This window comes from Ectothiorhodospira mobilis (assembly GCF_900114895.1).
GTDB classification, from domain to species: domain Bacteria; phylum Pseudomonadota; class Gammaproteobacteria; order Ectothiorhodospirales; family Ectothiorhodospiraceae; genus Ectothiorhodospira; species Ectothiorhodospira mobilis_A.
The window spans coordinates 102,284-118,539 of record NZ_FOUO01000008.1 but is presented as its reverse complement, the minus strand read 5'-3'; the positions used below and the strand labels follow the sequence as shown (position 1 = coordinate 118,539).

The following is a 16,256-nucleotide window of genomic DNA, read 5'->3' as shown; positions in this document are numbered from 1 at the left end:
GGCACTGTATTGCTTGCGTTTCCTGCTCATGATCAGATTCTCCTGTCGGAATGATCAGAGCTTAACCCCTGGTCCGAATTTTGGGGTCCACCTCACATCCACTTTGTCTTCGACATCGCCAACAAGCTCCGTGGCCCGTATCGTCCGCCCCAGTACCGCAAGGTGATGCTGCCCATGACGGTGCTGCGCCGTCTGGATTGCGTGCTCGCCCCCACCAAGGAGCAGGTCCTGGAGGAATACGAGAAGCTACAGGCCCGCGGCCTGGAAGGCGATGCCCTGCACAAGGTGCTGGCGCGCAAGGCCAGCAAGGATCGCAACCACCCCCTCTACAACATCAGCCCCTACACCTTCGAGAAGCTGCTGGCGGACCCGGACAACATCGCCACCAATCTCACCAGCTACATCAACGGCTTCTCGGAATCCGCAAGGGTGATCTTCGAGGCCTTCGACTTCGAGTCGGAGATCGAGAAGCTGGACAAGGCCAACCGGCTGTATCTCATCGTCAAGGCCTTCACCGACCCGCGTATCGACCTGCATCCGGACCGGGTCAGCAATCACGACATGGGCTATGTGTTCGAGGAGCTGGTGCGGCGGTTCAATGAGCAGGCCAATGAGGAGGCGGGAGACCACTTCACCCCAAGGGAGGTGATCCGCCTCATGGCGCACCTGCTGTACACCGAAGACGAGGACATCTACACCCCAGGCATCGTGCGCACCATCTATGACCCCACGGCCGGCACCGGGGGCATGCTCTCGGTCTCCGAGGAGTACATCACCCAGCAGAACCCCCAGGCGCATCTGGAACTCTTCGGCCAGGAGTACAACGAGGAATCCTGGGCCATCTGCCGTTCCGACCTGTTGATCAAGGATGAGCCGGTGGACAACATCGCCTTTGGCGACACCCTGGGGGATGGGGAAACGGGGGACGGCCACCCCGAAAAGGACTTCCACTACATGCTGGCCAATCCTCCCTTTGGCGTGGAGTGGAAGCCTCAGGAGGCGTACGTCAAGAAGGAGCACCAGGAGCTGGGCTTCAGCGGGCGTTTCGGTCCCGGGCTGCCGCGCATCAACGACGGCGCCACCCTGTTCCTGCTGCACATGATCCGCAAGATGAAGCCCGCGCCGGAACAGGGTGGGGAGGGCTCCAGGATCGCCATCGTCTTCAACGGCTCGCCCCTGTTCAACGGCGAACCCGGACCCAGCGAGAGCAACATCCGCCGCTGGATCATCGAAAACGACTGGCTGGATGCCATCATCGCCCTGCCGGATCAGCTCTTTTACAACACCGGCATCTACACCTACATCTGGCTGGTGAGCAACCGCAAGCCGGCGCATCGCAAGGGCAAGGTGCAGCTCATCGACGGCACCCGCCACTACCGCAAGATGAAAAAGAGCCTGGGCAACAAGCGCAACGAACTGGGCGAGGACCACATCGAAGAGCTGACCCGCCTGTATGCCGACTTCAAGGATGGCGCCACCTGCCGGGTGGGACTCAATGGAGAGCAGGCCGAGCGCATCTGCTCCAAGGTCTTCGACAACCGCGACTTCGGCTACCTGAAGCTCACCGTGGAGCGCCCCCTGCGCCTCAACTTCCAGGCCAGCGCCGAGCGCATCCAGCGCCTCTGGCAGGAAACCGCCTTCCTCAACCTGGCCAAGAGCAAGAAACGCAAGGACCAGCCCGAGCACGACGCCGAGGTGAAGGCCGGCAAGGCCACGCAAAGGCGCATCCTGGCCATCCTGCAGGGGATGGATGATGGGTCCTACACCGACCGCGCCGTGTTCGAGCCGGTCTTGAAGGCCGCCTTCAAGGACGCCGGAGAGAAGCTGCCCGCCCCCATCAAGAAGGCCATCCTCCATGCCCTGTCCGAGCGCGACCCGCAGGCGGCCATCTGCTGCGACCAGGACGGCAACCCCGAGCCGGATACCGAGCTGCGCGACACCGAGATCGTCCCCCTGCCGGCGGATATTCCCCTGCCGCTGCCCATGGGCTACGACAAGGACGCCGACAACAGCCGGTTGCTGGATCTGGTCCACGACCACTGCCAGGACTACCTGGCCCGCGAGGTGCTGCCCTTCGTCCACGATGCCTGGATCGACCACACCAAGACCCGGGTCGGCTACGAGATCCCCATCAACCGGCATTTCTACGTCTACGAACCACCCCGGCCCCTGGAGGCCATCGAACGGGACATTCAGGAACTGGAGCAGGAGATCCTGGAAATGCTGCACAAGGTGACCCAATGAGCGCCGGAGAACTCATCCTCTACCGCACCGAGGACGGCCGTGCGGAGGTCCATCTCCGCGTGGAGGGCGACACCGCCTGGCTGACCCAGGCGGAGATGGCCGAGCTGTTCGCCACCACCAAGCAGAATGTCAGCCTGCACGTGCGTAACATCCTGAAAGAAGGGGAGTTGTCCGAGGCGTCAGTTGTAAAGGAAAACTTGACAACTGCCGCCGACGGCAAGAACTACCGTGTCAAGTGGTACAGCCTGCCCATGATCCTGGCCGTGGGCTACCGGGTACGCTCCCCCCGGGGCACCCAGTTCCGCCAGTGGGCCACCGCCCACCTGGAGGAGTACCTGGTCAAGGGCTTCGTCATGGACGATGAGCGCCTGAAGGAACCCGGCGGCTGGGACTACTTCGACGAGCTGCTGGCGCGCATCCGCGACATCCGCGCCTCGGAGAAGCGGTTCTACCAGAAGGTGCGCGAGCTTTTCACCCTCTCCAGCGACTACCGGCCCGGCGACCGCGATGCCAACCTGTTCTTCGCCGAGGTGCAGAACAAGCTGCTCTTTGCGGTTACCGGTCACACCGCCGCCGAGATCGTGGTCCAGCGCGCCGATGCCGATTCCCCCAACATGGCGCTTACCCACTGGAAGGGCGATCGGGTGCGCAAGCAGGACGTCACCATCGCCAAGAACTACCTCACCGCCGACGAGATCGACGACCTCAACCGCCTGGTGGTGATGTTCCTGGAACAGGCCGAACTGCGCGCCAAGCAGCGCCAGGACCTGACCCTGGACTACTGGCGCAACAACGTGGACCGGCTGCTGGAATTCAGCGACCGCCCCGTGTTGGAAGGCGCAGGCTCCATCAGCGCCAAGCAGGCGGAGCGGATCGCCCACGAGCGCTACGAGCAGTTCGACGCCCAGCGGCGGCGGGACGAGGCCCTAGAGGCCGATGCCGAGGAGCTGCGGGAGTTGGAAGCGCTGGAAAAGCAGATCGAGCGCAAGGGGAAGGATTCATGATCCAGGAAGCCTCATACATGCGACTCGGGGCAATGGGTCTGTCCCATGCCGTGCCTTGTCCGGAAGGGTGGCAGAACCGCCGGTTACGGTTTCTCACGCGGATCAACAAACCGGTCAGGGTCGATATGCCGCCGGAGACGGAGGTTTCCTTCGTCCCCATGGCGGCTATCGGTGAGAACGGCGGTATCCAGCTCGATCAGGTCAAACCCCTGGACGGAATGGGTGACGGCTATACGCCTTTCGTTGATGGCGACGTGGTGGTGGCCAAGATCACTCCCTGCTTCGAGAACGGCAAGGGCGCGTTCGCGGAAGGGCTGAAGAACGGCATTGCCTTTGGCACAACCGAGCTGCATGTCATTCGCCCGGCCAAAGATATCGACGGGCGCTTTCTGTTTTATCTGAGCATTTCCGAGCTGTTTCGCAAGCTGGGCGAGGGTGCTATGTATGGCGCTGGTGGACAAAAGCGCGTGCCGGAAGTGTACATCAAGGACTTTCAGACACCGCTGCCACCGCTAGACCAACAGCAAAAAATCACCGCCTTCCTCGACCGAAAGACCGCCGAGATCGACACCCTGATCGCCAAGAAGCGCCGCCTGCTGGACCTGCTGGACGAAAAGCGCACCGCCCTGATCACCCGCGCCGTTACCAAGGGCCTGAACCCCGATGCCCCCATGAAAGATAGCGGCATCGAATGGTTGGGGGAGATTCCGGCGCATTGGGAAACGAAAAAAATGAAATTTTTGTTTAAAGGCCGTGGAGGCGGCACGCCGGCTACTCAAAATAAAGAGTATTGGAATGGCGATATACCTTGGGTTTCTCCGAAAGATATGAAACGCCAATTTATATCGGAGACTATTGACTATATTACGGAATTAGCTATAGATGAGACCTCGACGAACATGGTGCCATGTGACTCGGTACTAATCGTAATGCGTTCGGGAATACTTAGGCATACCATGCCTGTTGGTGTTGCATCTAGAGATGTGGCAATTAATCAAGATATTAAAGCCATGATCTCTATTGATAGATTATCCAGCAGGTATCTCTTTTGGTTGATTTTTGCCAAAAAAAAATCTCTTCTCCCGTTATGGTTTAAAATTGGTTGTACGGTTGAAAGCTTAGAAAATCGTTATATTGTAAATGAAGCGCTGCCCGTTCCTCCCGATGATGAACAATCGCAGATTATTTCATTTGCGTTAGAGGTAAGCGAGAACATAAAGAAAATAGAAGAGTCGATAAAAAGTGCTATCTCCAAATTGGAAGAATACCGCTCCGCCCTGATCACCAACGCCGTCACCGGCCAGATCAAGGTGGCCTGAACCGGAGAAGCCCATGCACCAGGAAATCTACTTCGAACAGGCCATGGAGCAGTCGCTGATCGATCACGGCGGCTATGAGCAAGGCGACCCCCAGGGTTTTGACTCGGCCCGGGCGCTCTTTCCCGACGAGGTCATTGCCTTTGTCTCCGCCAGCCAGCCCGAGCGCTGGCAATCGCTGGTGAAGCTGCACGGGGATCAGGCCGGTGAGGTGCTGCTGGGCGCGCTGGTCAAGGAACTGGCCTCCAAGCATGCCCTGCATGTGTTGCGCCACGGCTTCAAGTGCTTCGGCAAGACCTTCCGGTTGGCCTACTTCGCGCCGAATACCGGCATGAACCCGCAGGCCGCCGCGGCCTACGGCCACAATCGCCTGCGGGTGACCCGGCAGCTGCACTTCAGCGAGAGGCATCCGAAGAAATCCCTGGACGTGGTGCTGTCGGTGAACGGCCTGCCGGTGGTCACCCTGGAACTGAAGAACCCCATGACCGGGCAGACGGTGGACGACGCCATCCGCCAGTACAAGAACGACCGCGACCCGGCCGAGCCCATCTTCCGCTTCAAGGAGCGGGCCCTGGTGCATTTCGCCGTGGACCCGGACCAGGCCTTCATGGCCACGCGGTTAAACGGCAGCAAGACGGTCTTCCTGCCCTTCAACCGTGGCCACAATCATGGTGCCGGTAACCCGCCCGCCGCTGAGGGCGGTTATCGCACCAGCTATCTGTGGGAGCAGGTGCTGACCCGCGACAGCCTGATGGACATCCTCGCCCGCTTCCTGCATCTGGAGGTGAGCGAGACCCAGGTCACTACCCAAAAGGGCGTCAAACGGCACCGCAAGGAGGCGCTGATCTTCCCCCGCTATCACCAGCTGGACGCGGTGCGAAAGCTGGTGGCCAGCGCCCGGGCGCAGGGGCCGGGGCACAACTATCTGGTGCAGCATTCGGCGGGATCGGGTAAGTCCAACTCCATCGCCTGGCTCGCCCATCGCCTGGCCAGCCTGCATGACGGTGACGACCACAAGGTGTTCGACACCGTGGTGGTGATCACCGACCGCCGGGTACTGGACCAGCAGTTGCAGAACACCATCTACCAGTTCGAGCACAAGCAGGGGGTGGTGCAGAAGATCGACGACAACTCCCAGCAGCTCGCCCAGGCGCTGGCCTCCGGGGTACCCATCATCATCTCCACCATCCAGAAGTTCCCGTTCATCAGCCACGCCATGGACACCCTGGCGAAGAAGGGGGAGGCGGTGGAGCTGTATACAGCGGGCAAGCGCTTCGCGGTGATCGTGGACGAGGCCCACAGCTCCCAGTCCGGAGAGACCGCCATGGAGCTGCGTAAGGTGCTCAACCGGGATGGCATCGAATCGGCCATCGCCGAGGAGTTTCTGGATGTGGAAGAGGAAGACCTGTCCGAGGAGGCGCGCCGGGGGCTGTTCAAGGAGATGCTCAAGCGCCCGCGCCAGCCCAACATCAGCTTCTTCGCCTTCACCGCCACGCCCAAGTTCAAGACCCAGGCGGTGTTCAACGAGCCGGGCGAGAGCGGCCAGCCGCCCTTTCACCTGTACTCCATGCGCCAGGCCATCGAGGAAGGCTTCATCATGGATGTGCTGGAGAACTACACCACTTACAAGACTTATTACGGGCTGATCAAGTCCATCGAGGACGACCCGCAGGTGCCCAGGCGCAAGGCGGCCAAGGCGCTGGCGCGCTTCATGTCCCTGCACCCGCACAACATCGCCCAGAAGGTGGAGGTGATCGTCGAGCATTTCCGCCACAACACCCGCCACCGCATCGGCGGCCGGGCCAAGGCCATGGTGGTGACCGCCTCGCGCCTGCATGCGGTGCGCTACAAGCAGGCCTTCGATCAGTACATCCGGGAGAAAGCGAAGGAAGATACCCGTTACCAGGGAATCCGCTCCCTGGTGGCCTTCTCCGGCAGCGTCGTTGATCCGGATTTCCCCGATCACTCCTATACCGAAGTGGGCATGAACGAGGGCATCAGGGAAACCGAGCTGCCGGAGCGGTTTGCCTCGGAGCATTACCAGGTGTTGCTGGTGGCCGAGAAGTACCAGACCGGATTCGACCAGCCGCTGCTGCATACCCTGTATGTGGACAAGCGCCTGTCGGGGATCCAGGCGGTGCAGACCCTTTCCCGCCTGAACCGGACCGCCCCCGGCAAGGAGGACACCTTCGTGCTGGATTTCGTCAACGAGCCGGGCGAGATCTTCAAAGCCTTCAAGCCCTATTACGAAGTCACCCCGGCCGGCGAGCCCAGCGACCCCCATCAGCTCTACGACCTGCAACACCGGCTGGAAGAGCACCAGGTCTTCACTATGGATGAGGTCAATGCCTTCGCCGGGATCTGGTACAAGAACCGCAATGAACCCACCGCAGCGGATCACCGGAAGATCAACACCATTCTCGACCGGGCCGTGGAGCGCTACCGGGCACTGGACGACGACCATCAGGACCAGTTCAAGGGTCAGCTGGCCAGTTTCCGCAACCTGTACGCCTTCCTGGCCCAGATCATCCCCTACCAGGACAGCAGTCTGGAAAAGCTCTATAGCTATGCCCGCTTCCTGCTGCACAAGCTGCCCCGGCGCGCCGACGACACCGTCTTCGAGTTGGAGGACGAGGTCTCGCTGAAGTATTACCGGCTGCAGAAGATCAGCGAGGGCGCCATCGACCTGGGCGTGGGTGAGGCGCAGCCACTATACGGACCCACCGAGGTGGGCACCGGAAGGGCCGAGGATGACGAGGTGGAGCTGTCCACCCTGATCGGCAAACTCAATGAACGCTTCGGTACCGAGTTCACCCCCGCCGACCAGCTCTTCTTCGACCAGATCGCCGAGAGCGCCGTCGAGAACGACACCCTGCGCGAAGCCGCCCGGGCCAACACCCGCGACAACTTCGCCTATGTCTTTAACCGTATGCTGGAGAGCCTGTTCATCGAGCGCATGGACGGGAATGAGGAAATCTTTGGACGCCTGATGAACGACGATGATTTCCGCCGGGTGGCCGGGGAGCATCTGATGCACGAGGTCTACGACCGCCTTCAACCCCGAGGGGACATCACGCCGGCCTCCGTGAAACAGGGCGGGGCATGATCACGGCCCTGGACTGCCTTGGTCGGGGCGGGATGGATGGGGTGTCCGCCGGGTCTTGCCGCGCCTGGGGCGGGCTGCTAGCGTTTGCCCATGACCTCCGTCGTCGAATTCTACGAGCAGCTGGCCTCCGCGCCCGATGACAAGACGCGGGCCCGCCTCATTGCCGAGGCCTTCGAGCGCATGGAGGAGCGCAATCCGGAGGTAAAGGAGCTGGCCACCCAGTCCGGCATGCGGGAGACCGAACTGCGGCTGCAGAAGGAGATCGTCGAGGCGGAGGGCCGGTTGCGCCTGGAGATCGAGCAGTTGCGGGCCGATATGGGCCGGGACATCGAGCAGTTGCGGGCCGGTGTGGGTCGGGACATCGAGCAGTTGCGGGCCGGTGTGGGCCGGGACATCGAGCAGTTGCGGGCCGATGCGGGCCGGGAGTCCGAGCAGATCCGGGCCGATCTGGGACGGGATATCGAACAGACCCGGGCCGATCTCACCGGGAAAATCGAACAGCTGCGGGCCGATCTCATTGAGCGGATGGAACAGATGCGCTCCGGCATCCTGCGCTGGGTGGTGGGGTTGCTGGCCGGTCAGACCCTCGTCCTCCTCGCCGCCCTCTTCGCCATCGCCCGTCCCTGAGGCCGACCCCGGCAGGTGAGTCCCCGCCTGCCGGCAGGGACCAGCCATTGGCCAACCTGTTTTTGCCCCTTGGACTGTGCAGCGTCCGTCCCCCTGCGGGGGGGGACGGATCTGCCCCGTGGCCGGTGCGGCGCCCCGCTGGGGGCTATCCCAGCGGCCGCGCCAGGGACCAGAGGCGATCCAGGTCCAGTTCCGTCTCCATGCGCTCGGCTAGGGCGTCCAGGGTGTCCTCCACCCGCCGCCCATGGTCCAGGCCCGAGGGGCGCGCCCCCAGTTGCCGCAGCCAGTGGGCGCGGAAGCCGTCGCCGGCGAAGAGGCCGTGGACATAGCCTCCCATGACCCGGCCATCCCTGGATTCCGCCCCCTCCGGGCGCGGGCCGTCGGGGCCTTCCAGCAGCAGCCAGGGGCGTTGCAGGGCCGCTCCGGTGGTGCGGCCCATGTGCATCTCGTAGCCGGTCAGGGATGCGCCGCTGCGCCGCTCCCGCAGGTCCAGGTCCTGCAGGCGCTTGTCGCCGGTGAGGGTGGTCTCCATCTCCAGCAGGCCCAGGCCGGGGGTCTCCCCCGGCGGGCCCTCGACCCCGTCGGGATCCCGCACCACGCGGCCCAGCATCTGGTAGCCGGCGCACAGGCCCACCACGTGGCCGCCGTGGCGCACATGGGCGTGGATGTCGTGGTGCCATCCCTCGCGGTAGAGGGCCTCCAGATCGGCCCGGGTGGCCTTGGAACCGGGCAGCAGGATGACATCGCTGTCCCGGGGCAGGGGTTGCCCGGGGGGGATCCAGCGCACCTCCACGTTAGGCTCCGCCGCCAGGGGGTCGAGATCGTCGAAGTTGGCTACCCGGGGCAGGCGGGGGACGGCGATGCGCAGGCCGCGCCCGTCCCTGCTGTGGGCCCCTTCCAGGGCCAGGCTGTCCTCCTGGGCCAGGCGGGCGGCGCCGTCGAACCAGCCCAGGGTGCCCAGGTGGGGCCAGCCGGTGGCGGCGGTCATGTCTTGGATGGCGGGGGCGAAGACCGCCGGATCGCCCCGGAAGCGGTTCACCAGGTAGCCGACGACGCGGCCCCGCTCGCAGGGGGTCCAGAGGTGGTGCGCGCCGATGACGCTGGCGCTGATGCCGCCGCGGGCGTCTTCCCCCAGCAGGACCACGGGCAGGTCCGCCGCCTCGGCCAGGCCCATGTTGGTGATGTCCTGCGCCCGCAGGTAGCGTTCCGCCCCGCAGCCGGCCCCCTCCACCAGCACCAGGTCCGCCTGGGCGGCCAGGCGGTGCAGGCTGTCCACCACGGCGGGCAGTAGCTCCGGTTTCATGGTCTGGTAGCCAGCGGCGGACCAGGTGCCCAGCACCCGGCCCCGCAGCACCACCTGGCTGTCCCGGTCGCTCTGGGGCTTGAGCAGTACCGGGTTCATGTGCACCGACCGCGGCGCGCCGCAGGCCAGGGCCTGCAGGGCCTGGGCGCGGCCGATCTCGCCCCGGGCGGGGGTGCCGTCGGCGCCGGGGGGGGCGTCGGCGTCCACCGTCACCGCCGCGTTGTTGCTCATGTTCTGGGCCTTGAAGGGGCGCACCGTGAGCCCCCGGCGGGTGAAGGCCCGGCACAGCCCGGCCACCACCAGGCTCTTGCCCACGTCGGCGCTGGTGCCCTGGATCATGAGCACCCGCGCGCGCCGGGGGATGTGCTCGCCAAGCGGGGTGAAGGGGGCAGGGGGCATGGCGGGGGTCACCGGGCCAGGGCCAGCAGGGCGTCCAGGTCCAGGTTCTCCTCGCAGTGATCCGCCAGGGCCTCCAGGGCCGCCTCCACCCGGGCCTCGTAGTCCAGGGCCGAGGCCTGGGCACCCACCTGCTGCAGCCACCAGGCGCGGAAGGCGTCGCTGCCGAAGATCCCGTGGACATAGCCGCCGGCAACGCGGCCGTCGGCGGAGACGGCCCCCTCGGGGCGGGCATGGCCGTCCTCCTCCAACAGCAGCCAGGGGCGCTCCAGGCCCGGACCCTGGGTGCGGCCCATGTGCATCTCGTAGCCGGTGACCCTACAGCCGCTGGTGCGGTCGCGGGTGTCCAGTTCCACCAGGTGCTTTTCGCCGCGGATCTCGGTCTCCAGGTCCAGCAGGCCCAGGCCCGGGGTCTCCCCCGGCGGGCCTTCAATGCCCTGGGGGTCGCGCACCACGCGGCCCAGCATCTGGTAGCCGGCGCACAGACCCAGCATGCGCCCGCCCTGGCGCACGTGGGCGAGGATGTCGATGTCCCAGCCCTCGCGGCGCAGCACCTCCAGATCGGCGCGGGTGGCCTTGGAGCCGGGGAGGATGACCACATCGGTGTCCCGGGGGATGGGGGTGCCGGGCTTGACCCAGCGCACGCTCACGCCGGGTTCGGCCGCCAGGGGGTCGAGATCGTCGAAATTGGCCACCCGGGAGAGCTGGGGCACGGCGATGTTCAGGCCGCGGCCTTCCCCCTCGGCGGGGCGCTCCAGGGCCAGGGAGTCCTCCGCCGGCAGGCGGGCGGCCCCCTCGAACCAGCGCACCACCCCCAGCCAGGGCCAGCCGGTGCGTTTGGTCATGAGGGTGCAGGCGGGTTCGAACAGGGAGAGATCGCCGCGGAACTTGTTGATGATGTAGCCCACCACCCGGGCGCGCTCGCTCTCGTCCAGCAGGGCGTGGGTGCCCACCACCGCCGCCAGGGCGCCGCCGCGGTCGATGTCCCCCAGGATCACCACCGGCAGGTCGGCGCTCTGGGCCAGTTTCATGTTGGTGATGTCGGACTTGCGCAGGTAGACCTCGGCGCCGCTGCCGGCCCCCTCCACCAGCACCAGGTCCGCCTCTGCGGCGGTGCGGGCGAAGCTGTCCAGCACGGCGGGCATGAGCTGGGGCTTCATCTTGTGGTAGACCTTGGCGCGGCAGTTGCCAAGGACCCGGCCGCGCAACACCACCTGGGAGCCCGCCAGGGTCTGGGGCTTGAGCAGCACCGGGTTCATGTGGATGGAGGGGGTCACGCGGCAGGCCCGGGCCTGCAGGGCCTGGGCGCGGCCGATCTCGCCCCGGGGGATCTGTCCGTCGGGGCCCGGGGGCAGATCGCTGTCGGGGGTGACGGCGGCGTTGTTGCTCATGTTCTGCGCCTTGAACGGGCGCACCGCCAGCCCCCGGCGGGTGAAGGCCCGGCACAGGCCGGCCACCAGCAGGCTCTTGCCCACGTCGGAGCTGGTGCCCTGGATCATGAGGGCACGGGCCCTGCGGGGTCCGGGACGGGTGAGGGCGGGGAAGTCGATGGGGGCGGTGGGGTCTTCGATCATGGGGCGGGTCCAATCAAAAGAGGGCGCCCGTGGCGCCCTCCCGATGCTGCGGTGATGTCGTGCGCCCGGGGAGCGCTCAGACGTCTTCCTTGATCTTTTCCTTGATCTTGGCGTCGTCCAGGCTCTCGGCCAGCTGCTGGTCGCCCCCGCCGCAGATCTTCACCTGGGCGGCCTGGGTGTCTTCCAGCTGCTGATCGCCGCCGCCGCAGGCCTTGGGGGCCTCGGGCTTGCCGCCGCGCTTGCGCGCCGGGGCGCTCTTCCACTCCACCACCTGTTGTTCCAGCTCCGGCTCGGGCTTGACCAGCTTGCGGGAGTAGTCGAACTTCCAGTCCACGGTCTTGCGCGTCTGCGGGCCCCAGTAGCCGGCCTTGCCCAGGTCGTAGAAGCGGCGCTGGAAGGCGCTCTTGAGGAAGGCCTTGAGGCAGCCCACCAGGTAGCTGCGGCGCTGGGGGTTGCGTTCCCACAGGTAGCCGAACAGGGCCTTCTTCATGTAGAAGCGGCGGTAGTTCTTCATGACCCCGTCCAGCAGTTCGCCCCGGGTCATGTTCTTGGGCTTCATGATGGGGGTGACGAAGTTGTACTTCTCGAAGTCGAAGATCTCCACCTGGTCGCTCATCTCCGTGTAGAGGTCGGAGAAGGGCCAGGGGGTGAACATGGCCCAGTTGGCCATGTCCGGGTTCCAGTCCACGCACATCTGGTAGGTTTCTTCCAGGGTCTCGGGGGTCTCGTTGTCCAGCCCCACGATGAACTGGGCCTCGGTGACGATGCCGGCGTTGCGCAGCAGTTCGATGGCCCGCTTGTTCTGGGCCACCGTGGTCTCCTTGACGAACTTGTCCAGGTTCAGCTGGGCCGCGGCCTCGGTACCCAGGGAGACGTGGACCAGGCCCGCCTTGCGGTAGAAGGGCAGCAGGTCCTCGTCGCGCATGACGTCGGTGACGCGGGTGTTGATGCCCCAGAGGATGCCCAGGTCGCGGTCGATGAGCTCCTGGCAGAACTCCACGAACTTGGCCTTGTTGATGGTGGGTTCCTCGTCCGCGAGGATGAAGAAGCCCACGCCATGTTCCTTCACCAGGATCTCGATCTCGTCCACCACCTTCTTGGGATCGCGCACCCGGTAGTCGCGCCAGAACTTCCACTGGGAGCAGAAGCTGCAGGTGAAGGGGCAGCCGCGGGCCATGTTGGGGGTGGCCACAGGGGTGCCGGTGGGGATGTAGATGTACTTCTGCCAGTCCAGCACGCCCCAGTCGGGGATGATGGAGTCCACGTCACGGATGGTGGGGGCCGCCGGGGTGGCCACCACCTTGTCGTCCTCCAGATAGGCGATGCCGCGCACGTCCTTGCGGGCCTCGGGCCAGCGGCCCTCGTCCACGGTGCGCACCACCTCCAGGGTCACCGCCTCGCCTTCGCCGCGGATGATGGCGTCGATCCACGGGGCCTCGGTGAGCACCTGCTGGAACATGAAGGTGGCGTGGATGCCGCCCAGGAGGGTCACCGTCTTGGGGCAGGCCTCCTTGGCGATCTTCAGGGTCTGCTCCGCCTTGTAGATGGCGGGGGTCATGGCGGTGCAGGCGACGATGTCCGGCTGCTGCTCGGCGAAGATCTTGCGCAGGTCCTCGTCGGAGATGTCGTCGGTCATGGCGTCCACGAAGGCGTATTCCGTGTAGCCATGGGTGTTGAGGTAGCCGGCCAGATAGGCCACCCAGGCGGGAGACCAGTTGCCGGCGATCTCGGCGCCCCCGGAGTGGTAGTTCGGATGTACGAAAAGGATTCGCATGTTCACGCTCCCGCTAAACGGTGATGACGCCGCTCCCTGAAACGATCGCGACGAACAGATCTGGCGGGGCTGCCCTCTGGTCCCCGAATCAAAGGATGCTACCCGCGCCCTTTCAAGACTGTCAACCGCGCTGGACAGCCGCCGCGCGGGGGCTTGCCGGGTCAAGGACACGGGTCAGTCTTTCGCCGCCCCATCCCGCTCATCGTGGGGCTCGCCGCGTCCATCGGGGTCCATGGCCGGGGGGTCCGCCTCCTCCGGCAGGCGGGCGTCGTATCGGGTCTGTTCATGCCCATCCCAGAGCACCGGACGCTCCAGCCATTTCTGGATGAACCCCCAGGACTGACGGTAGCCGTTGTGGGGCAGGTTGCAAGCGCTGCAGTCCTTGCGGCGCATGCCGTGGCGATCCACGAAGACCCGGTAGGGGCCGGGGCATTCGTAGGCGATGAGGGGGCAGTAGCAGAACAGGCAGTTGAACTCCCGGGTCACGCCCTCGTGGCAGGGCATGAAGGGGCAGTCGTGGTTGGTGAAGCCCTTGTAGGCCTCGTTGCGGGCTTGGTCTTTGGGTTCCATGGGTCCTCCCCTGTGGGTCGTTCCGGAGGCGGTCCCCGGGCTGGCGCCCCATGATAACCCGGGCATGGTCCGGCGTCGCCGCCCCCGGATTCGCCCTTGGCAGCTTGTACTATGCTCGAAGAACCACCCGATGGATCGGGCTGGCCCGGTGGACCGCCGGGTGCGGGGCAGGAACTGCCTGCCCGGAGCAACGTCCAATGAACAGGTATGCCGCCGGCGGATACCGCCGCGACGGCCCCACCCGATCTCCCACCCAGGCTGTCATCGAACCAGGACGTGTGCACAACGCGGCAGCCCGGTGGATCGGGTGCGACAACATCCGGCCGCCCGCCCGTAGGGGGGTAGCCACATCGGACGCCAACGAGGGGGTGATGACGATGGATTCGGCCGAAGCCTTGATCGCGCAGTATGCCCGCAGCTATCAGAAGCGGCAGGAAGCCGAGATGTCCCTGGGGGAATTCCTGGAGGGATGCCGGGACGATCCCATGCGTTACGCCACTGCCGCCGAGCGCCTGGTGGACGCCATCGGCGAGCCGCGGGTGGTGGATACCTCCAAGGACGAGCGCCTCGGGCGCATCTTCATGAACCGCACCATCAAGCTCTATCCCGCCTTCGAGGACTTCTACGGGATGGAGGAGACCATCGAGCGCATCGTGGGGTTCTTCCGCTATGCGGCCCAGGGCCTGGAGGAGCGCAAGCAGATCCTCTACCTGCTGGGCCCCGTGGGGGGCGGCAAGTCCTCCCTGGCGGAGCGGCTCAAGGCCCTCATGGAGCGCCACCCCATCTACGTGCTCAAGGCGGGGGACGAGATCTCGCCGGTGTTCGAGAGCCCCCTGGGGTTGTTCGACCCGGCCATGGGGGACGAACTGGAGCCGCGCTTCGGCATCCCGAAACGGCGCCTCAGCGGGCTCATGTCCCCCTGGGCGGTGAAGCGACTGGACGAGTTCGGCGGCGATCTCTCGCGCTTTACCGTGGTGCGCTTGTATCCCTCGCGGCTGCGGCAGATCGCCGTGTCCAAGACCGAGCCGGGGGACGAGAACAACCAGGACATCTCCTCCCTGGTGGGCAAGGTGGACATCCGCAAGCTGGAGCTCTACAGCCAGCACGACACCGACGCCTATAGCTACTCCGGCGGGCTCAACCGCGCCAACCAGGGCATCCTGGAGTTCGTGGAGATGTTCAAGGCGCCCATCAAGATGCTGCACCCCCTGCTCACGGCCACCCAGGAGGGGAACTACGTGGGCACGGAGAACATCGGCGCCATCCCCTTCCAGGGGATCATCATGGCCCACTCCAACGAGGCGGAGTGGCAGACCTTCCGCAACAACAAGAACAACGAGGCCTTCATCGACCGCATCTCCGTGGTGAAGGTGCCCTACTGCCTGCGGGTGGACGAGGAACAGCACATCTACGAGAAACTCATCCAGTCCAGCGAACTGGCCGAGGCCCCCTGCGCCCCGGCCACCCTGGACATGCTGGCCAAGTTCTCCGTGCTCACCCGCCTGCGCGAGCACGAGAACTCCAACCTCTACTCCAAGATGCGGGTCTACAACGGCGAGAGCCTCAAGGACACCGATCCCAAGGCCAAGTCCATGCAGGAATACCGGGACATGGCCGGGGTGGACGAGGGCATGGACGGGATCTCCACCCGATTCGCCTTCAAGGTGCTCTCCGAGACCTTCAACTACGACACCCGGGAGGTGGCCGCCGACCCCGTGCACCTGCTCTACATGCTGGAGCAGTCCATCCGCCGGCAGCAGTTCCCCGAGGAGACGGAGCGCCGCTACCTGGAGTTCATCAAGGCGGAACTGGCGCCGCGCTACGCGGATTTCATCGGCAACGAGATCCAGAAGGCCTATCTGGAGTCCTACAGCGACTTCGGCCAGAACCTGTTCGAGCGCTACGTGGCCTATGCCGACGCCTGGATCGAGGACAACGACTTCAAGGATCCGGACACCGGCCAGCTGCTGGACCGCCAGGCCCTGAATCAGGAGCTCACCAAGATCGAGAAGGCCGCGGGCATCGCCAACCCCAAGGACTTCCGCAACGAGGTGGTCAAGTTCGCCCTGCGGGCGCAGGCGGCCCAGGGCGGGCAGATGCCCTCCTGGACGGCCTACGAGAAGATCCGTGAGGTGATCGAGAAGCGCATGTTCAGCCAGGTGGAGGACCTGCTGCCGGTGATCAGCTTCGGCGCCAAGAGCGATTCCGAACTGGAGCGCAAGCACAACGACTTCGTGCTGCGCATGATGGAGCGCGGCTACACCGAGCGCCAGGTCCGCCGGCTGGTGGAATGGTACATGCGAGTCAAGCAGGCGGGCTGATCCGGCCCGTGCTGCGGGAGG

Annotated in this window: 10 protein-coding genes; 6 read left to right on the top strand and 4 right to left on the bottom strand. The window is 65.1% G+C overall.

The genetic code is table 11. The annotated features are described in order from the left end of the window. Nucleotides 1-96 precede the first annotated feature (96 nt). The 5 genes from BM214_RS08205 to BM214_RS08185 all read left to right on the top strand — a co-directional run bounded on the left by BM214_RS08205 (nt 97) and on the right by BM214_RS08185 (nt 8,297). The gene (locus tag BM214_RS08205; protein WP_090485460.1) at nt 97-2,244 is read left to right on the top strand and encodes a type I restriction-modification system subunit M; all 2,148 of its coding nucleotides are present in this window, start codon (nt 97-99) and stop codon (nt 2,242-2,244) included. Next, a complete protein-coding gene (locus BM214_RS08200) occupies nt 2,241-3,248 on the top strand; it encodes a virulence RhuM family protein (protein ID WP_090485457.1) in 1,008 nt (335 codons plus the stop codon). The genes BM214_RS08205 and BM214_RS08200 overlap by 4 nt, the downstream gene beginning before the upstream one ends. Then, nucleotides 3,245-4,567, top strand: coding sequence for a restriction endonuclease subunit S (locus tag BM214_RS08195; RefSeq protein ID WP_218149044.1), 1,323 nt, complete (start codon nt 3,245-3,247; stop codon nt 4,565-4,567). The genes BM214_RS08200 and BM214_RS08195 overlap by 4 nt, the downstream gene beginning before the upstream one ends. Nucleotides 4,568-4,580: 13 nt before the next feature. Next, complete coding sequence (locus BM214_RS08190) at nt 4,581-7,670, top strand: type I restriction endonuclease subunit R (RefSeq protein WP_090485454.1); 3,090 nt, start codon at nt 4,581-4,583, stop codon at nt 7,668-7,670. A 90-nt stretch (nt 7,671-7,760) separates the two neighbouring features. Next, nucleotides 7,761-8,297 carry a DUF1640 domain-containing protein gene (locus tag BM214_RS08185; RefSeq protein ID WP_090485451.1) on the top strand — a complete coding sequence of 179 codons (537 nt, stop codon included), beginning with the start codon at nt 7,761-7,763 and terminating at the stop codon, nt 8,295-8,297. 145 nt (nt 8,298-8,442) lie between these two features. On the opposite strand, the gene BM214_RS08180 is transcribed toward BM214_RS08185, so the two are convergent. From BM214_RS08180 to BM214_RS08165, 4 genes are all read right to left on the bottom strand, one after another. After that, complete coding sequence (locus tag BM214_RS08180) at nt 8,443-9,999, bottom strand: cobyric acid synthase (protein ID WP_244887901.1); 1,557 nt, start codon at nt 9,997-9,999, stop codon at nt 8,443-8,445. A gap of 8 nt (nt 10,000-10,007) precedes the next feature. Continuing rightward, entirely contained in the window at nt 10,008-11,570 is a 1,563-nt protein-coding gene (locus tag BM214_RS08175; RefSeq protein WP_177217627.1) for a cobyric acid synthase, read from the bottom strand. Between the two features lie 76 nt (nt 11,571-11,646). Beyond that, nucleotides 11,647-13,344 (bottom strand): magnesium-protoporphyrin IX monomethyl ester anaerobic oxidative cyclase, encoded by a 1,698-nt coding sequence (gene bchE, locus BM214_RS08170; RefSeq protein ID WP_090485448.1) that lies wholly within the window; start codon nt 13,342-13,344, stop codon nt 11,647-11,649. Nucleotides 13,345-13,518: 174 nt separating this feature from the next. Beyond that, nucleotides 13,519-13,914, bottom strand: a complete 396-nt coding sequence (locus BM214_RS08165) for a cysteine-rich small domain-containing protein (protein ID WP_090485445.1) — start codon at nt 13,912-13,914, stop codon at nt 13,519-13,521. 377 nt (nt 13,915-14,291) lie between these two features. Here BM214_RS08165 and BM214_RS08160 point away from each other — a divergent pair, with 377 nt between their 5' ends. Then, on the top strand, nt 14,292-16,235 hold the full coding sequence (locus tag BM214_RS08160; RefSeq protein WP_090485442.1) for a PrkA family serine protein kinase: 1,944 nt from the start codon (nt 14,292-14,294) through the stop codon (nt 16,233-16,235). Nucleotides 16,236-16,256: the final 21 nt, after the last annotated feature.